This window comes from Staphylococcus kloosii (assembly GCF_032139365.1).
Lineage (GTDB): Bacteria > Bacillota > Bacilli > Staphylococcales > Staphylococcaceae > Staphylococcus > Staphylococcus kloosii_A.
The window spans coordinates 25,880-41,809 of record NZ_JAVTDB010000085.1 but is presented as its reverse complement, the minus strand read 5'-3'; the positions used below and the strand labels follow the sequence as shown (position 1 = coordinate 41,809).

Below are 15,930 nucleotides of genomic sequence, written 5' to 3'. Positions count from 1 at the left end.
TAATAATATTAATTGCTTTACGATTGGCTTACCAAATTATCATACCATATTTGTTGCTATCAAGTCAAGCAATATATGTTAATAAAAACTCTTATCTTCACATGTTAGCTCCAAAAACTGGGTTGTTTCTTAAGCCTTTTTAAGTATATAAATTTTCCTTACTATAGTCAATAACTTGCTCGAAGTTTTTAGTGTAAAAAAGGATTATAACAATAATATTTTAATTTTAGTGATTAATTTATATTAATTTTCATCAAAAATGATTTCAATAACGCTAAAACACTTCCTATTTCATTCCATTTATAGGAGCTTCGGCTATCCCTTACCTTATTTAGACATTATTTTTTGAATATTTTCTTGTAACGTAATAAATGTTGAGAACCCATCTTCATCTATAAAATGACCACCATAAGGCGTTGTTTTACATGTACCATTCAATATTTCCATTAAACGTTGTGTTTCTTTATATGAAATATATCTATCGTCTTTTGCGCATAAACCATAAAATTGTTGTGCTTTTTTTCTAATGTTTTCATAGTCAAACGCCTCGGTATTTACAGACAAATTGTCGTCAATAGCTGTTGCATCTTCTCTAAAGCCGGAAATAATAAATACACCTTCAATAGGTTCTATATCTTGTAATTCCAAATATTTAAGTCCCGCTAATGTACCATAACCATGAGTGATAAAATATGTATCATTTTTACTAATGTTTACTTGTTCGTCAATTGCTTTTACCCATGCTTCTAAAGGCTTAGCATAGGCATCTGCCATATTAAACAATGTAACGTTATACCCTTCTAACATTAAATTGTTGCGTAACCATTCATACCAATGATTCGTTGCGTCCCCTATTTTTGAATGTACTATAACGATATCAGTCATGTCTTCCACCTCATTTATATTAAAAAGTTGAAGTTACATATATACCATATGGTATATAGGTATACCTCAACAAATTTTTATAATTCAACTAACATACTTTTAACAGCTTCTTGTGCTTGAGCAACACAGTCTGGTAAGCCAACCGCTTCAAACGGAGCACCGGTAATGCGTAATCTCGGATAAGTAGTAGCAATGTGCGCTTGTATCTCTTTAATCTTATTAATGTGGCCAACATGATATTGTGGCATACTATGAGGCAATCTATTTACGATACTAAAATCTGGATCTCCGTTAAACTTCATCATCATACTTAAGTCATTTCTAACTATGTTGACGATTTCAGAATCCGTGTAATCTTCGACTACTGTATCGCCAGGTTTACCAACATAGGCACGTATTAACACCTTGCCCTCAGGCGTTGTAAATGGCCATTTCTTACTCGTCCATGTACACGCTGTGATATTGGTATTACTTGTTCGTGCAATAACAAACCCTGTACCTTCATACGTATTTTCAATATTTTGTTCATCAAAAGCCATAACAACCGTTGCTACCGTAGTTGATTGCATTGTTTTGAAATAGTCTAACGCTGGATCTTCTTTAAACCAGTTCATAAATACTTCGTGTGGGGTTGCAATAATAATACCATCATAAGTTTTGTCGCCTTCACTCGTAACTAACTTGTAATTTTGTTGTGACACTATAACATCTTTAATCGGTGTATTATATTGAATATGAACACCTAATTTTTCAACATACGCTGCTAAAGATTCAATAAAAGAACTTAGGCCATGTCGAAATTGTTTAAATTGCCCTTTGGGGGAACCAGGATATAATTGGCGCTGCTTCATACGTTGTTCTTTTTCATGTTTCATACCCTTGATTAAACTTCCGTATTGTTCTTCGCGTTCTTTAAACTGTGGAAACGTACTCATTAAACTTAAATCATCAATATTGGTGCCATAAATACCGCCCATTAATGGTTCAATTAAGTTTTCTAAAACTTCATCGCCTAGTCTATCTCTAAAAAAAGCACCTACGGAAATATCTTCATCCATTTTCGTTGGCTTTTTAATTAAATCTAAACCTGCTCTTAGCTTACCTTGTAACGAGATAAGTTTTGTAGAAATAAATGGTTTAATGTCCGTAGGAATGCCCATGATAGAGCCGCCTGGAATAGGATATAGTTTATTTTTAGCATAAATATAAGATTGCCCAGTTTGATTTGTTATCAAGTCATCTTTTAACCCTATTTCCTCTGCTACATCAGTCATAATTTTTTTACGACCTAAATAAGATTCTGGACCTAATTCAATTGTATAGCCATCTTTTCTATATGTTTGAATTTTTCCTCCAGCTCTATCTGTAGCTTCATATATAGTTACGTCAATATTAGGATTTTGCTTTTTTATAAAATATGCGCTTGATAAGCCGGTAATGCCCGCTCCAATTATTGCTACACTTTTAGCCACTATAAATCACGCTACCTCTTAAAATAATTTTTTTATCTCGTCAACGATGGCACCAATAAACAATGGATCCGTATTTGGCATTGCTGGTCGATAATAATTAGCACCAATTTCATTACAGACTACTTTACACTCATAATCATTATCATATAAAACTTCTAGGTGTTCGCATACAAATCCTACTGGTGTATAAATAAAGTTTTTGTATCCATGTTCTTTATATAACTCACGCGTTAAATCTTGTACATCAGGTCCTAACCACGGTGTACCCGTATTACCTTCAGATTGCCAACCTTCTGCTACATGTTTAATATTAGATTGCGCCGATAATAAATTTGCAGTTTCATGTAGTTCATGAGGATATGGGTCGTTTGATTTTTCTATCATACCCTTTGGTAAACTGTGAGCTGAAACTACTAATACAGTTTCATCGTGTTCACTTTCGGGAATATCATTTAATGTTTTATTAATTTGCTGTGTCCAATATTGTATGAATTGCTCTTGATGGTAATAATGTTCCACATGCGTTAATTTAATACCATATTTGTCCGCTTCTTTGTCAGCTCTTTTATTATACGAGCCTACAGAGAAATTGGAGAAATGTGGTGCTAAAACGACAGTTACAGCCTCTTCAATACCATCTTCATACATTTGCTTAACGCCCTCTTCAATATAAGGTGTAATGTGTTTTAGGCCAAGATATAGTTTGAATTCTATATTATTATAAGTTTCATTTAACGCATCACGTAGTGCTTCTGCTTGTCTATCAGTTGTGCCAGCTAAAGGAGATAATCCCCCAATAAATTCATATCTATCTTTTAAATCTTGTAATTCAGCGTCTGTTGGTCTTTTACCGTGTCTGATATCTGTATAATAATCCTCAATATCGCTTTCTTTATATGGAGTACCATAAGCCATAACCAATAGTCCTACTGTTTTTACCATGCTTTATCATCCTTTGTATTAAACTTAAAAATTCGTTTACTACTGTTCATTAATTATGATTATACTCTTATCTTTGAGTATAGTTGTGTACAAATTCTGTCACTTTTCTTAAAGTTTCAGGTTTTACTTCGGGAAAAACACCGTGACCTAAATTGAAAATGTGTTGCCCATAATCCATACCTTGATCTAAAATAGCTTTTAATCTACTTTCAATTACATCCCAAGGTGCAAGTAATAAAGATGGATCTAAATTACCTTGCAACGTCTTTGTGATGTTTAAGTCACTTGCCTCTTTAATTGATAATCTCCAGTCTAGCCCTAAGACATCAATGGGTAAGCTATTCCATTGATTAACTAAATGACTAGCACCAACGCCAAATAAAATAATAGGTACGTCATATTGTGCCTTAATTCCAGAAATTAATTTAGTCATCGCAGGTTTTATATAGTATTCATAGTCTTGTACATTTAATGCACCCACCCATGAGTCAAACACTTGAATTAATTCAGCACCTGCTTCGATTTGAGCTGCTACATATGAAATGGAAATATTAACCAAATGATCCATTAAAGCGAACCATGTTTGTTCATCACTATACATCATCGCTTTTGTGAAATTATAATTTTTTGAAGGACCACCTTCAATCATATAACTAGCTAATGTAAAGGGTGCACCAGTAAAGCCGATTAATGGAACATTTAATTTTTCAGTTGTTAATAATTTAATAGTATCCAAAACGTAAGGTACGTCTCTTTTAGGATCTATATCATTTAACCTTTCAACATCACTAAGTGACTTTATAGGATTATGAATTACCGGACCTATCCCTGATTTAATTTCTACATCTACACCGATTGGTTGTAGTGGTGTCATAATATCTTTATACAATACTGCAGCGTCAGTATTATAATTATCTACAGGTAAATGCGTAACATATGCACATAACTCAGGTTGATGTGTAATTTCAAATAAAGAATATTTTTCTTTTAGTTTTCTATACTCAGGTTGTGACCTTCCTGCCTGACGCATAAACCATACCGGTGTGTGGTCAACATGTTGACCTTTTATCATATTAAGTATTGTATTGTTTTTATTATGCACCGTTAATTCCTCCTACATTATAATCATTCTTATTTATAATATCATATTGCACGGCTTATCGTATTTTTTTCTGCTTAAATGTCATAAAAATGCCATACTGTGTAATTTGTATAAATACAATTATTTTGGCTATTGTTTTCTTTTCTAAATCTATTATAATTATTGACAAAGCATAATTTTTAAAATAATTAAATAAGTGTATTGTGTATATACCTTTTTTGTTATAATCTTTAACACATGCTTATTAACTAAGGGGGATTAAGAAATTATGAAAATGTATGCATCATATGGTACTTTTGGTTATTTAAATCAAATTAGAATTAATAACCCAGACCATAATTTATTACAGTTTTCTACTTCTGATTCATCAGTAATAATAGAAGAAACTAATGATACAACAGTTTTAAAAGAACCTATTGCATATGATGTTATAGAATCTGAAGGTGAATTAAATAAAGATAATTTTTATGCCGTTATATTCATTCCAACTACTGACGATCATGCATATCAATTAGAAAAAACAATATTAGGTATATCTGCAGATTTCTCACAATTTGCTGGATTTAAGTCTTACCGTTTCTTAAAACCTGTAGAGGGCTTAACTTATAAAATTTATTTTGGTTTCAGTTCACGAAGTAATTACGAAACTTTTAAAAATTCTACACTATTTAACAATCATTTTGACAAAATATCATTGAGTCAATTTTTCGGTTCTAGTGGTCAATTTTCTAGTTACTTCGAACGCTTCTTATATCCAATTGATGACAATTAAAAGCAATGAAAAAGTGGTTATTCACGATTTCGGCGTTTCACGCTTAAATCAGAATAACCACTTTTTTAGTCTCTAAGTAATGTTTCTTGGTATTTTAATTTCTTGATAACACTATTTATTGTTAGCCAACCAACAATAAAGAATAAAATAGCAAAATAAAAGTGTGTTGGTTGTATGGTAATGTAGGCAATACTTAATATGATACCTAACACTAACATTAATCTATATAAAAATTGTTCATACCCTTTTATAACTTTACTATCTGGTACTGGCCATACTTGCGGCCATAATCCATACGCTTGCTGTGTATAAAACTGCGCCATTTGTAAAATAAGAATATACATAAATAACGCGCCGATGATAGCTGAAATAAACATTTGATTTAACCAAATCATCAATACTAAAGCTATAACTATTAATCTAATGATTATATTAAACGCATCCTTGCCTCTCATAAAGCTTCTATAAAATAAGAATAAATACATATAATTTTCATTAAAGTGCTTACGTTTTGGAATACGTAATAATGGATCTAAATAATTTCTTCTCACTGCAGTTTCTTTTAAGTGCTTAACATCTGTAAACATATTTACAAATTTATAATAGTTCATACGATGTCGTGCTTCAGAAGTAATCATTTTCTCCCATGGATAAAGTTCTTTTTTATTGCAATAACGCATAATATAAATAAGCGCGATTAAAATAATAATTGTCGTTATCGCTGTAAAACTTTTCACTTCTAAAACTAAATAATAACCAGCAAGAAAAATTATAAATAGTAGTAAATGAATAGACCAACTCTCAAGTTTATATTTGTACCATTCCCACTTTAACATCAATCCAATAAATGGATACACGAGAGCCAAAATGGCAAACATAATATAAAACATATATGTTTGATGGTTCAACACATAAAATAATGGAAAGAAAATAACTAACATTAATATTTGAATAGGCAATCGTAAAAAGTAGCTATACACTAAGCTGCGTTTCATATACTCAATCATATGTTTTTCAAATGGTAATAAAAACAGTCTATCAGCATCTTTTAGTAATGTTCTGATTGGAAATAACGATGTAAGTGCAAAAATGACACCTACGATTAACGGGAAGTTTAAATTTGCTGGAATAGACTTAAGAAACTGACCATAACCTAATATGAAGGCTCCTAGTAATATAAGTAAAAATATACCGAAGTGGCCGTTAAATACAAATTTATTATAATACTGTTTCTCTTTCGTAATTTCTAGTTTTCTAGATTTGAAGAGCCCTTGTGCTGAAAGATTCATGATTGCTCCCCACCTTGAGTTACATGAATATATATTTCATCTAATGTTTTGTCATGTAATCCTGTTTGTTTTCTCAAGGTATCTAAATCACCTACTGCTACAATTTTACCTTTATCTAAAATGATAAAACGGTCACAATATTTTTCTGCAGTAGCTAAAATATGAGTGCTCATTAATACTGTTCTGTCTTCATTTTTCTTTTCTACCATCAAATCGAGCATTGATTGAATCCCCAATGGGTCTAAACCTAAAAACGGTTCGTCGATAATGTATAAATCCGGGTTAACAATAAATGCACATATAATCATTACTTTTTGCTTCATACCTTTAGAAAAATGGCTCGGAAAGATATTTAACTCGTCTTCTAAACGAAAAGTTTTCAGTAATGGGCGTGCACGGTCCATTGCCGTTTCCTTACTTATATTATATGCCATAGCAGTCATATAAATATGTTCTTCTAGTGTTAATTCATCATATATTACAGGTGATTCTGGTATATAAGATAATTTACGTCTATATTGTTCAACATCTTCATTAATATTAATGCCGGAAATGGTTAATATTCCATCCATTGGAGTTAATAAACCAAGCATGTGTTTAATTGTCGTACTTTTACCAGCGCCGTTTAATCCTATTAAGCCGACGATTTCACCTGCTTGTAATTCAAAATTGATATCATTAATTATTGGTTTTTTACCATAACCACCTGTTAAATTTTCAACTTTTACTGTCATTTGACACCTCCATGCACTATATTGTATCAAAAATCACGACTTAGTGATAAACAAATAGATGATATATGACGTAGTTTACTATAGAATGCTATAATAGTTCATAAGATGAATATAAGGAGTGTTGATTTTATGGCTGACACAATTTTTAGTAAAATTATTACAGGAGAAATACCAAGTTTCAAAGTATATGAAGATGACCATGTATATGCTTTTTTAGATATTTCACAAGTGACAAAAGGTCATACTTTACTCATACCAAAAAAAGCGTCTCCTAATATTTTTGAAACAGATGCTGAAACAATGCAACATATTGGCGCAGCATTACCGAAAGTTGCAAATGCGATTAAAAAAGCCTTTAATCCGGACGGTTTAAATATCATTCAAAATAACGGAGAATTTGCAGACCAATCTGTATTCCATCTCCATTTCCACTTCTTACCTCGTTATGAAAATGATACTGATGGGTTTGGTTATAAATGGGAAACACATGAAGAAACAATCAACGATGAGCAAAAAGCTCAAATTGCAAAAGAAATAGCTGCTCAATTTGACTAATTATGCTTACTTCTTATAATTTAAGGGTAAGGAAAAATATTAATAATTGAGATATTAGAAATGAGGAGAATATATATGAAAGCAACTCAAGTTTTATTAGGACTAGGCGCTGGTGTAGCTACTGGTGTTGGTGTTGTACTAATGAATAGAGAAAAGCAAAACCATCAAAAACTTGCTGGTAATGCTGGTCAACCTACTGGTGCAGAATCTGAACTTAACCGTGAAGTAAATACGATCAAACAAAATGTTAATGATATTATTAACTATGTATCTCAAATTAAATCTGAAAGTACCGAATTTGGTAGCACAATAGGCGATGAAGTTAAAAAACTCATCGGCAACTTCCAATCTGATATTAATCCGAATATCGAACGTTTACAATCTCACATAGAGAACTTACAAAATCGTGGTGAAGAAATCAGTCACGCATTTGATAAAGAAGAAAAATAATAACTTATTTATAAATAGAGTCGATGTCATTGCATAATAAGATAATAACTATCCTAAAGTCTTATTATGCCAATGTTTCTTGACTCTATTTTTTTGTTCTAAAATTAGCTTGACGCACTGTTTAAATAGGTAGATAATACGGAAGTATATTGAATCAGTAAATGAATGCAAGGAGATAATGACGTATGTATTTATGTTCACGACAAATTGATATTAACGCGCGTTTTGGGTTACCTAGAATTGCATTCTTAAGTTTCGTAACGACAATTATTACATTTTTAGTCAGTTTCGAAATTATGCGTTATTTTTCAGATACTAAATTAACTGATCGTTATTTTTTAATATTTTTAATCATTGTTTTAATTTTATATCCAATCCATAAAGCGATACATTTAGTCTTTTTATCGCCCTATTATAAATCTTTTAAAAAATATAAATTAGTTAGACATAAGCGCGTCCCATTTTATAACACTTATGTTAATACACCGGTTAATAAATATTATTTCTGTATAGACTTAATTATGCCATTCATTATACTTACTTTGACTTGTGCCTATCTAACATCATTATTACCGCAATTCGGTCATTATCTTATGTTTATATTAGCACTGAATGTTGGGTACTCAGTAATGGATTTTTTATATTTAAAAATCATTATTTTTTCAAATGAAGGTTCTTATATTGAAGAACATCAAACTGGTATTAATGTCTTAAATTGGGTAGATTCTCGTCAAACTTTAAAAGATAAAATTTAAAATCAATCGTAATTACAATCACACTAAAGATCTTATGCTACTCAATTTCAAATGAGTTGTATAAGATCTTTAGTTTTTATTTATGAAAATCTTGTCTTATCCTCTAATACTATAGTCCTATATCTTGCCTTTATAATTGGTCATAACGCTATATTATGTTATATTAACGTTGTTATTATTACAAAAGGAGTTCCCAACTATGAAATCATTTAAAAAGATCTTAATTCCTGTTGCTGCTAGTACAATCTTACTAGGCGCATGCGGCAATCATGCTACAGATTCAAAAGAAAACACACTTATTTCATCTAAAGCTGGTGACGTTAAAGTATCTGATGTTATGAATAAATTAGGAGATGAGCAAATTGCTAACAGTTCATTCCAAATTTTACTTAACAAATTATTAGCCGATAAATATAAAGACAAAGTCAATGCTCAAGATATTGATAAAGATATTAGTAAAGAGCAAAAACAATATGGCGGAAAAGACCAATTCGAGAGCATGCTTAAACAACAAAACATGACATTAGATGACTATAAAGAACAGAAAAAATTACAAGCATATCAAAAACAACTTCTTACTGATAAAGTAAATCTTTCTGATAAAGAAATAAAAGATGATACTAAAAAAGGTTCTCATATCTTAATAAAAGTTAAAGAAAACAAAGATGATAAACAAGGTTTATCCGACAAAGATGCGAAGAAAAAAGCTGAAGATATTCAAAAACAAGTAGAAAAAGACCCAGATAAATTCAGCGATATTGCGAAAAAAGAATCTCAAGATAAGGCATCAGCTAAAAAAGGCGGTAGTTTAGGCTACGTTATCAAAGGCCAAATGGACAGCAAGTTTGAAAAAGCATTATTCAAACTTAAAGAAGGCCATGTTTCTAAAATTGTTAAAACTGATTATGGTTACCATATTATTAAAGCAGATAAAGAATCTGACTTTGATAAAGAAAAAGGTAAACTTAAATCAAAATTAATTCAAGAGAAAGTACAAAAAGATCCTAAATTACTTACAGATGCCTACAAATCTTTACTTAAAGAGTACAAAGTTGACTATAAAGACAGAGATATTAAGAAAGCAATTGAAGGTTCTATTTTAGATCCACAAAAAATCAAACAACAACAGCAGCAGCAACAGCAACAACAGCAACAACAATCAGCAGGTGGTACTTCAGCTGGTGACGCAACAATGTCTACCGGACAATAATATAAGCACTTCAAATAAGGCTACTTACTTTCTATATAAAGTGAGTAGCCTTATTATTATAAAAAAAGTGGAGCATAGCATGTCGCTATCCTCCCACTGCTTTTAATTTTTAGTCTAACGAAGTTGGTTTATAGAATTGACGTCCTTCTAAACCAAAAATACGTTCTGTAAACTGACCTTTTTCTGTCTTTTTATATGCTTTATCAAACATATTCATTTTTGCATCAATATTATCTATAAAAAATAATATTTCTGCTTCTTTTAAATGAGGTAATTTAGGTGAACCGAATTCCATTTTACCGTGATGCGCCAAGATCATATGTCTTAATAACATTACTTCTTCGCCTTCTATTTTAAGCTCTCTAGCTGCTTCTGCGACTTCCTCGCTAGCGATGGAAATATGACCTAATAAATTTCCTTCTACTGTGTAAGTCGTTGCTACAGGCCCACTCAATTCTTTAACTTTCCCTAAATCATGTAAAATAATAGCACTATACAATAAACTGCGATTTAGCGTAGGATAAATATCGCAAATCGATTTAGCTACTTTTAACATGGTTAACACGTGATAACTTAAACCACTTGCAAAGTTATGATGATGTGAACTCGCTGCTGGAAATGTGAAAAATGACTCTTGATATTTACGAATTAAATGTCTTGTTATACGTTGTAAACTCGCATTCTCAATGTCTAACATATAATGAGAGATTTCTTCTTGAATTTCGTCTGGTGTTAGCGGCGCCCCATCAACGAAGTCTTGCGTTTTAACATTATCTTCTTCCGTAGCTAATTTAAATTTATTAATTTTCATTTGCTTACGTCCACGATAATTAATAACATCACCAGTAACATGTACTATTTTTTCTGGTTGTAATAATTTCATATCTTCTTTAGTGACTGTCCACAATTTCGCTTCTATATCACCACTTTTATCTTGCAAATACAATGTCATGTAATCTTTACCTTGCGCTGTTACACCTTGTGTTGCCTTATGAATAAGGAAGAAATGATTGACTGAATCTCCTGGATTTAATTTTTCTACATTTCGCATTATTTACCGCCTTCCTCTAATTTATTTAATGTAACGATTTGTTTAGATGGTACGCTTGAATCTTTAACGCAAGTAAAGTATAAAATTTGATAACTTTGCGGTATTTTACGTAAGTAATCCATCATGCGTTCTTTACGTTTTTTATCAAAGTGTACAAATGCATCATCTATAATAATCGGGAATGGATAATATGGCTTTAATGTCATGATTAAACTGAATCGTAATGCAATATAAAGTAATTCTCGCGTAGATTGACTCAGTTCAACTGGTAAATACATTTGCCCATTTTGGTATTTGACCATTAAATCATCATTAGCATATGTCACTTGTACATAACTACCATTCGTTAAATCATTAAAAATGCTTGTTGCTTCATTAATAACTTGTGGCAATCTTTTATCTTTAATTTGTTGAATATGCTCATCCACTAAAGTTTGCAAATAACTTAAACTAGCCCAATCTTTCGCGGCATTATTCAATTTATTTTTTAAAATATGGTATTTATGTCTTAAATTAGCTAAGGTGCTATCAGTTTCCATATGTGAAATTTTTGAATTAAGATCACTTACTTCTGATTGCATACTTAAGTACTGATCATTGTAATCATCAACTTGTTTAGATAGTACTTCGTCTTCGTGTGCTAATTGAGCTGTCGTTTTTTGACTTAATCTTGAATTATCTTCATAACTGTAATTTTGGTTTTCTAGATATTTCGTTAAATCATTAAAACGTTGTAATTGTTGATGATAAATTTTATGATGCTCTTGTTGTCTATAGTATGCTTCTTCATCAGCAACATTTACAAACGCAAACAGTTCAGAAATAACATTTTGATTTTCTTCCAAACGATGTTTTAATTGCTTAATTTCATTTGCAATCAAATTAATTTGATCATTGTTTCTGTTATATTTTTCTACATTTGTTCTAGCACTGCTTAGCCACTGTCTAATGTCATGGAAGAATGATAATGTATTGAACTGTACTAACTGATTTTTCGTAACTTCTTGCCCATGATTATAAAACGTTTCTAATTCTTGTTTTATTTGTTGCTGTTGTTGTTTTAATTCTTCAACGTGGTTATCGTACTCTTTAATCTTATTCATTGTATTTATACTATCAATGATTAATTCATCTGAGATTTTATCTGACAAATATAAATTGGCTTTGACGTTATCAATATTTTGTTGAGCATCATCAAATGATTGTCTAGCTTGGTCAATATTATTTTTTAAATAGTATTCTTTTTTCTCAAGTGCTTCTTTATTCTTTACAGCACTATGCCATTGTTCTCTAATTCGGAATTGGTCATCTAAATCAAAATCTAAATCATAGTTATTTTCTAAATGATTAATTTGATATTCTAAATCTTCTATTTCTTTTGTAAATGTTTCAGTGTGACCAATCGTTCTCTGTTTAACAAAGAAAATGCCTACGATGAACACAACAGCTAAAATAGCAAATATCACGCCAAATATTACGTTAGCTGATACAAATGAGAAAATAGTTAATCCTACACTTATTAATGCTAGGACGATTAAACTCACTCTTAACATATTTTGTTTTCTTTGATTTTCTTGTTGTTCTAGTTCAAATGCGTCTCTCATCTTTTGGAAAAGATTATTTTTTTCTTGTAATTCAAATACCTGTTGGCTATGTTGCTTTTTCTTTTCAAAAGTTTCGTCAGGCACTATATCGGTCTCTAATGCTGTTAATTCAGAGTTGTTAGTTTCAGTATCAATTTTATTTTCTTCTAAACTACGTTCTAATTGTTGTAAATAAGCAGATTGTTCTTGTTTTACTTTGATTTGCTCGTTTACATGGCTTTTCATTGCTTCTGTGCTATCTACATCATGATAAACATCTTGCCAACCTATATCAGATTTCAAGCCAATTTTTTCACGTTCCTTGTCTTGAATGTCTTTTTCTATGGATTTTAACTCCATTTCTTTTTGTTTTATTTCATTTTCTTGTTGATATAGGCTGTTAATCGCATCGATGTCAGATTGTTTAGCTACAGCTATATTATCGTTTTCTTGTTCGAGTTGCGCTAATTTTTCTTCTCTTAAACCGATGTCTCTTTTTAGATTTTGAGTTTGAATCTTAGCCGCTTCATATCGATCGATACCTTGTTCAGGAAATTGTACTGGTTCTATATTCAGTGATGATTCTAAATATTTCCATTCTTGCGTTTGCTCATGCAACGCTACTTCTTTTTGCTTTTGACTATGCAATTTTGATAATTGCGCCAAATTTTGCTTTAAATTATCTAAACGACGTGATGCTTTATCTTTGTCATCAATATATCTTTTATATTCAGTGAGCTTCGATTCTTCATCACGAATTTGTTGTTCTAAATCATTTAACTGTTCAATTTGCTGATTTATTAATGGGTTACGACCGTTCTTTTTGTATATTTCATCTTTTTTCTGATTCAACGATTCTCTCATACTTGTAAATTCAGTTGAACCAAGTGCCCCTGCTTGTAATAAATAATCTTGAAGTTGTGTTTCATTCATATTACGGTGAATATCTTGTAAGCCTAAAACATTAAATGAAAAGATGCCTTGATATGTGCGCTTTGAAATATAATTTAATTGATTTTTCAACCATTCTTCATCTCTGATTGCACCATTTGGCAAGTAAACTTTTACATCGCCAGTAGCACTGCCCTTAATTCTTTCAACTTCTACTTCTGAACCATCAGATTGAATTAAAGTTAATTTGCCACCATATTGATTACCTAATCTAGGCTCTAAACGTGGTTCGTTTTCTTTTTTAGTGGGAAAACCAAATAAGATAGAATGTATAAATGCTTGTATTGTTGATTTTCCTGATTCATTTTCACCATAAATTTCTGTAAAAGTTTCATTAAAATCAATTTTACTTTCTATAAACTTACCATAGCCATATATTTCTAATGATTTTATTTTCAACTTATTCACCCCTCATATCGGTCTTTAAAAGATTTTCTGCATGTTCCACTAAAGACCTTCTATCGAATTCAGTATAATTGTCTAGATATTTTGAAGCTTTAGGGCTTAAATATAAATCTGACATGGCTTTTTCAAATACTGTATTATCGTCAATTAATTCTGTTGAAAATTCATTAACTAATGGATGTTTTTCCTCATAATTGTAATTAACTTTAAAATCTTCAACAAACACAAAATTGTGTTCATTTCTTTCATAATCGGCTATCATCTCTTTAACTTGAACAAGATCTTGTGTTGGTATTGGTGTATCTGAATTAACATTCAGAGTTAATCGATACATTGACTTACCTTGATTTCTAACGGAATCTTTAAATGATTGAATAGCTTCATATAAAGCTTGCTTTGAAGTTTTATTAATATCAATAGAAGCTTCTTCAAATCTAATAAATTGAGTTGGAATAAATTTAGAATCTAATCTAACATTATCTCCTTCTACTAAAAGGAAACCTTTTTCACCAAGTTCTTTAAAATGTCTGCCTTGAATATTTCCTGGATATTGAATTTGAGGCATATCACTTAACTCTTGTCGTTCGTGAATATGTCCTAATGCCCAATATTGATACAATTTACTATTTAAATCTTCTAATATAAATTCAGTGTATCTGTCGCTTGCATTAGTCTTACTATAAGTACCATGTAAAATGCCAATGTGAATACCTTTTTGACCTTGGCTAGTAGGATAAGCATCAATTTTATTTTCATAGCTTGCATCATTTTGATAACTAAACCCATGTAAGTAAATTTCTTCGCCATTTTTAGTAATAGTTTGGTATGTTTCTACATTTTCGGAAAATACAGAGACATTCCCTGGCCATTCAGTACCAATATTACTAGATAATGGATCGTGGTTCCCGTGACATATGTAAACAAAAATTTGCTCTTTTTCTAATCTTTCAAATTGTTCTTTTAAAAAAACTTCTGCTCTTAATGTTCTATTTTCATTATCAAATAGATCTCCGGCAATAATTATAAAATCTACAGTTTCGTTTAAAGCATAGTCGACAATCTTTCTAAAACTCTCATAAGCACTGTTCTGCATATCTTCAAATATTGACTGGCTTAAGTAACTTCTCGATTTAAATGGACTATCTAAATGTAAGTCAGCGCAATGAATAAATTTAACCATAAATTATAGTTCTCCTTTGTTCAAAGAGTGTATTTAAAGGTAACGTGTCAACAATGATATGTCGTTAACTTATGCTCACAATTTGTTTTATCACGTACTTTTATCTTTATATTTTATCACATTATTTTCATATCAGTCGACACACAAAAAGCTACAATACACAAAAGTGCATTGTAGCTTTGAATTAAATATAATTTAACACTTAGTCAGCGTAAATTTCATCTAAAGGTTTAACGATGATTTGGTTAATTTCTTGGAAAATTTGGCTCATGTTTTGTTCTGCAGACATTAATTCAGAAATGTTTGAGTCATTTTCGATTTGTTGAGCTTGTTCTTGTGCTTTTTGTAGCTCTTCTTCACCGATTTCTTCACCTTGCATTTGTTTTTGTTGGAAACTTAATTGAGTTTCACGGAATTCATCGAATAACTTTTTAGATTCTTCGTTTTCTTTTACTTTAGCGTAAGCATTTTGGATTGCTTGATATTCATCACTTTCTCTTAATGCTTGTTCTAATTGATTTGCATGATCGTATAAATTTACTGCCATTGATCTTCACTCCTTATATATATATGTGTTTTAACCACATCGGTAAT

The 15,930-nt window shown here is 30.9% G+C and carries 15 protein-coding genes; 5 read left to right on the top strand and 10 right to left on the bottom strand.

Annotation, left to right across the window (positions count from 1 at the left end; translation table 11 throughout):
* Positions 1–327: 327 nt before the first annotated feature.
* The 4 genes from RPL90_RS12245 to hemE form a co-directional block, all read right to left on the bottom strand.
* Positions 328–885 (bottom strand): RBBP9/YdeN family alpha/beta hydrolase, encoded by a 558-nt coding sequence (locus RPL90_RS12245; protein WP_313550108.1) that lies wholly within the window; start codon positions 883–885, stop codon positions 328–330.
* A 77-nt stretch (positions 886–962) separates the two neighbouring features.
* On the bottom strand, positions 963–2,357 hold the full coding sequence (gene hemY / locus RPL90_RS12240) for a protoporphyrinogen oxidase (RefSeq protein ID WP_313550103.1): 1,395 nt from the start codon (positions 2,355–2,357) through the stop codon (positions 963–965).
* Between the two features lie 18 nt (positions 2,358–2,375).
* Positions 2,376–3,299, bottom strand: coding sequence for a ferrochelatase (gene hemH / locus RPL90_RS12235; RefSeq protein WP_313550099.1), 924 nt, complete (start codon positions 3,297–3,299; stop codon positions 2,376–2,378).
* A gap of 67 nt (positions 3,300–3,366) precedes the next feature.
* The gene (hemE, locus tag RPL90_RS12230) at positions 3,367–4,401 is read right to left on the bottom strand and encodes a uroporphyrinogen decarboxylase (protein WP_313550096.1); all 1,035 of its coding nucleotides are present in this window, start codon (positions 4,399–4,401) and stop codon (positions 3,367–3,369) included.
* 268 nt (positions 4,402–4,669) lie between these two features.
* Here hemE and RPL90_RS12225 point away from each other — a divergent pair, with 268 nt between their 5' ends.
* Positions 4,670–5,173, top strand: coding sequence for a signal transduction protein TRAP (locus RPL90_RS12225; protein ID WP_313550094.1), 504 nt, complete (start codon positions 4,670–4,672; stop codon positions 5,171–5,173).
* A gap of 65 nt (positions 5,174–5,238) precedes the next feature.
* Here RPL90_RS12225 and ecsB read toward each other — a convergent pair whose 3' ends face one another.
* Positions 5,239–6,462 carry an ABC transporter permease EcsB gene (gene ecsB / locus RPL90_RS12220; protein WP_313550091.1) on the bottom strand — a complete coding sequence of 408 codons (1,224 nt, stop codon included), beginning with the start codon at positions 6,460–6,462 and terminating at the stop codon, positions 5,239–5,241.
* Positions 6,459–7,196, bottom strand: coding sequence for an ABC transporter ATP-binding protein EcsA (gene ecsA, locus RPL90_RS12215; protein ID WP_313550089.1), 738 nt, complete (start codon positions 7,194–7,196; stop codon positions 6,459–6,461). Before ecsA ends, ecsB begins: the two co-directional genes overlap by 4 nt.
* A gap of 129 nt (positions 7,197–7,325) precedes the next feature.
* Between ecsA and RPL90_RS12210 the strand changes: the two genes are divergently transcribed.
* The 4 genes from RPL90_RS12210 to prsA all read left to right on the top strand — a co-directional run bounded on the left by RPL90_RS12210 (position 7,326) and on the right by prsA (position 10,166).
* Positions 7,326–7,751 carry an HIT family protein gene (locus RPL90_RS12210; RefSeq protein WP_313550086.1) on the top strand — a complete coding sequence of 142 codons (426 nt, stop codon included), beginning with the start codon at positions 7,326–7,328 and terminating at the stop codon, positions 7,749–7,751.
* 75 nt (positions 7,752–7,826) lie between these two features.
* The gene (locus RPL90_RS12205) at positions 7,827–8,201 is read left to right on the top strand and encodes a YtxH domain-containing protein (protein WP_313550083.1); all 375 of its coding nucleotides are present in this window, start codon (positions 7,827–7,829) and stop codon (positions 8,199–8,201) included.
* Between the two features lie 185 nt (positions 8,202–8,386).
* A complete protein-coding gene (locus RPL90_RS12200; RefSeq protein WP_313550080.1) occupies positions 8,387–8,956 on the top strand; it encodes a DUF3267 domain-containing protein in 570 nt (189 codons plus the stop codon).
* A 199-nt stretch (positions 8,957–9,155) separates the two neighbouring features.
* Positions 9,156–10,166 carry a peptidylprolyl isomerase PrsA gene (gene prsA, locus RPL90_RS12195; protein ID WP_313550078.1) on the top strand — a complete coding sequence of 337 codons (1,011 nt, stop codon included), beginning with the start codon at positions 9,156–9,158 and terminating at the stop codon, positions 10,164–10,166.
* A gap of 109 nt (positions 10,167–10,275) precedes the next feature.
* On the opposite strand, the gene yhaM is transcribed toward prsA, so the two are convergent.
* From yhaM to RPL90_RS12175, 4 genes are all read right to left on the bottom strand, one after another.
* On the bottom strand, positions 10,276–11,217 hold the full coding sequence (yhaM, locus tag RPL90_RS12190) for a 3'-5' exoribonuclease YhaM (RefSeq protein ID WP_313550075.1): 942 nt from the start codon (positions 11,215–11,217) through the stop codon (positions 10,276–10,278).
* Entirely contained in the window at positions 11,217–14,150 is a 2,934-nt protein-coding gene (locus RPL90_RS12185; protein WP_313550073.1) for an ATP-binding protein, read from the bottom strand. Before RPL90_RS12185 ends, yhaM begins: the two co-directional genes overlap by 1 nt.
* Position 14,151: 1 nt before the next feature.
* Positions 14,152–15,336, bottom strand: coding sequence for a metallophosphoesterase family protein (locus RPL90_RS12180; RefSeq protein WP_313550071.1), 1,185 nt, complete (start codon positions 15,334–15,336; stop codon positions 14,152–14,154).
* A gap of 202 nt (positions 15,337–15,538) precedes the next feature.
* The gene (locus RPL90_RS12175) at positions 15,539–15,883 is read right to left on the bottom strand and encodes a YlbF/YmcA family competence regulator (RefSeq protein ID WP_048792920.1); all 345 of its coding nucleotides are present in this window, start codon (positions 15,881–15,883) and stop codon (positions 15,539–15,541) included.
* Positions 15,884–15,930: the final 47 nt, after the last annotated feature.

What these genes read in the sequence shown, in the direction of transcription:
- RPL90_RS12175 (WP_048792920.1), bottom strand. Translation starts at nt 15,883, where the DNA reads ATGGCAGTAAATTTATACGATCATGCAAATCAATTAGAACAAGCATTA.
- prsA (WP_313550078.1), top strand. Translation starts at nt 9,156, where the DNA reads ATGAAATCATTTAAAAAGATCTTAATTCCTGTTGCTGCTAGTACAATC.
- RPL90_RS12210 (WP_313550086.1), top strand. Translation starts at nt 7,326, where the DNA reads ATGGCTGACACAATTTTTAGTAAAATTATTACAGGAGAAATACCAAGT.
- ecsB (WP_313550091.1), bottom strand. Translation starts at nt 6,462, where the DNA reads ATGAATCTTTCAGCACAAGGGCTCTTCAAATCTAGAAAACTAGAAATT.
- RPL90_RS12225 (WP_313550094.1), top strand. Translation starts at nt 4,670, where the DNA reads ATGAAAATGTATGCATCATATGGTACTTTTGGTTATTTAAATCAAATT.
- ecsA (WP_313550089.1), bottom strand. Translation starts at nt 7,196, where the DNA reads ATGACAGTAAAAGTTGAAAATTTAACAGGTGGTTATGGTAAAAAACCA.
- RPL90_RS12245 (WP_313550108.1), bottom strand. Translation starts at nt 885, where the DNA reads ATGACTGATATCGTTATAGTACATTCAAAAATAGGGGACGCAACGAAT.
- yhaM (WP_313550075.1), bottom strand. Translation starts at nt 11,217, where the DNA reads ATGCGAAATGTAGAAAAATTAAATCCAGGAGATTCAGTCAATCATTTC.
- RPL90_RS12180 (WP_313550071.1), bottom strand. Translation starts at nt 15,336, where the DNA reads ATGGTTAAATTTATTCATTGCGCTGACTTACATTTAGATAGTCCATTT.
- RPL90_RS12205 (WP_313550083.1), top strand. Translation starts at nt 7,827, where the DNA reads ATGAAAGCAACTCAAGTTTTATTAGGACTAGGCGCTGGTGTAGCTACT.
- RPL90_RS12200 (WP_313550080.1), top strand. Translation starts at nt 8,387, where the DNA reads ATGTATTTATGTTCACGACAAATTGATATTAACGCGCGTTTTGGGTTA.
- hemH (WP_313550099.1), bottom strand. Translation starts at nt 3,299, where the DNA reads ATGGTAAAAACAGTAGGACTATTGGTTATGGCTTATGGTACTCCATAT.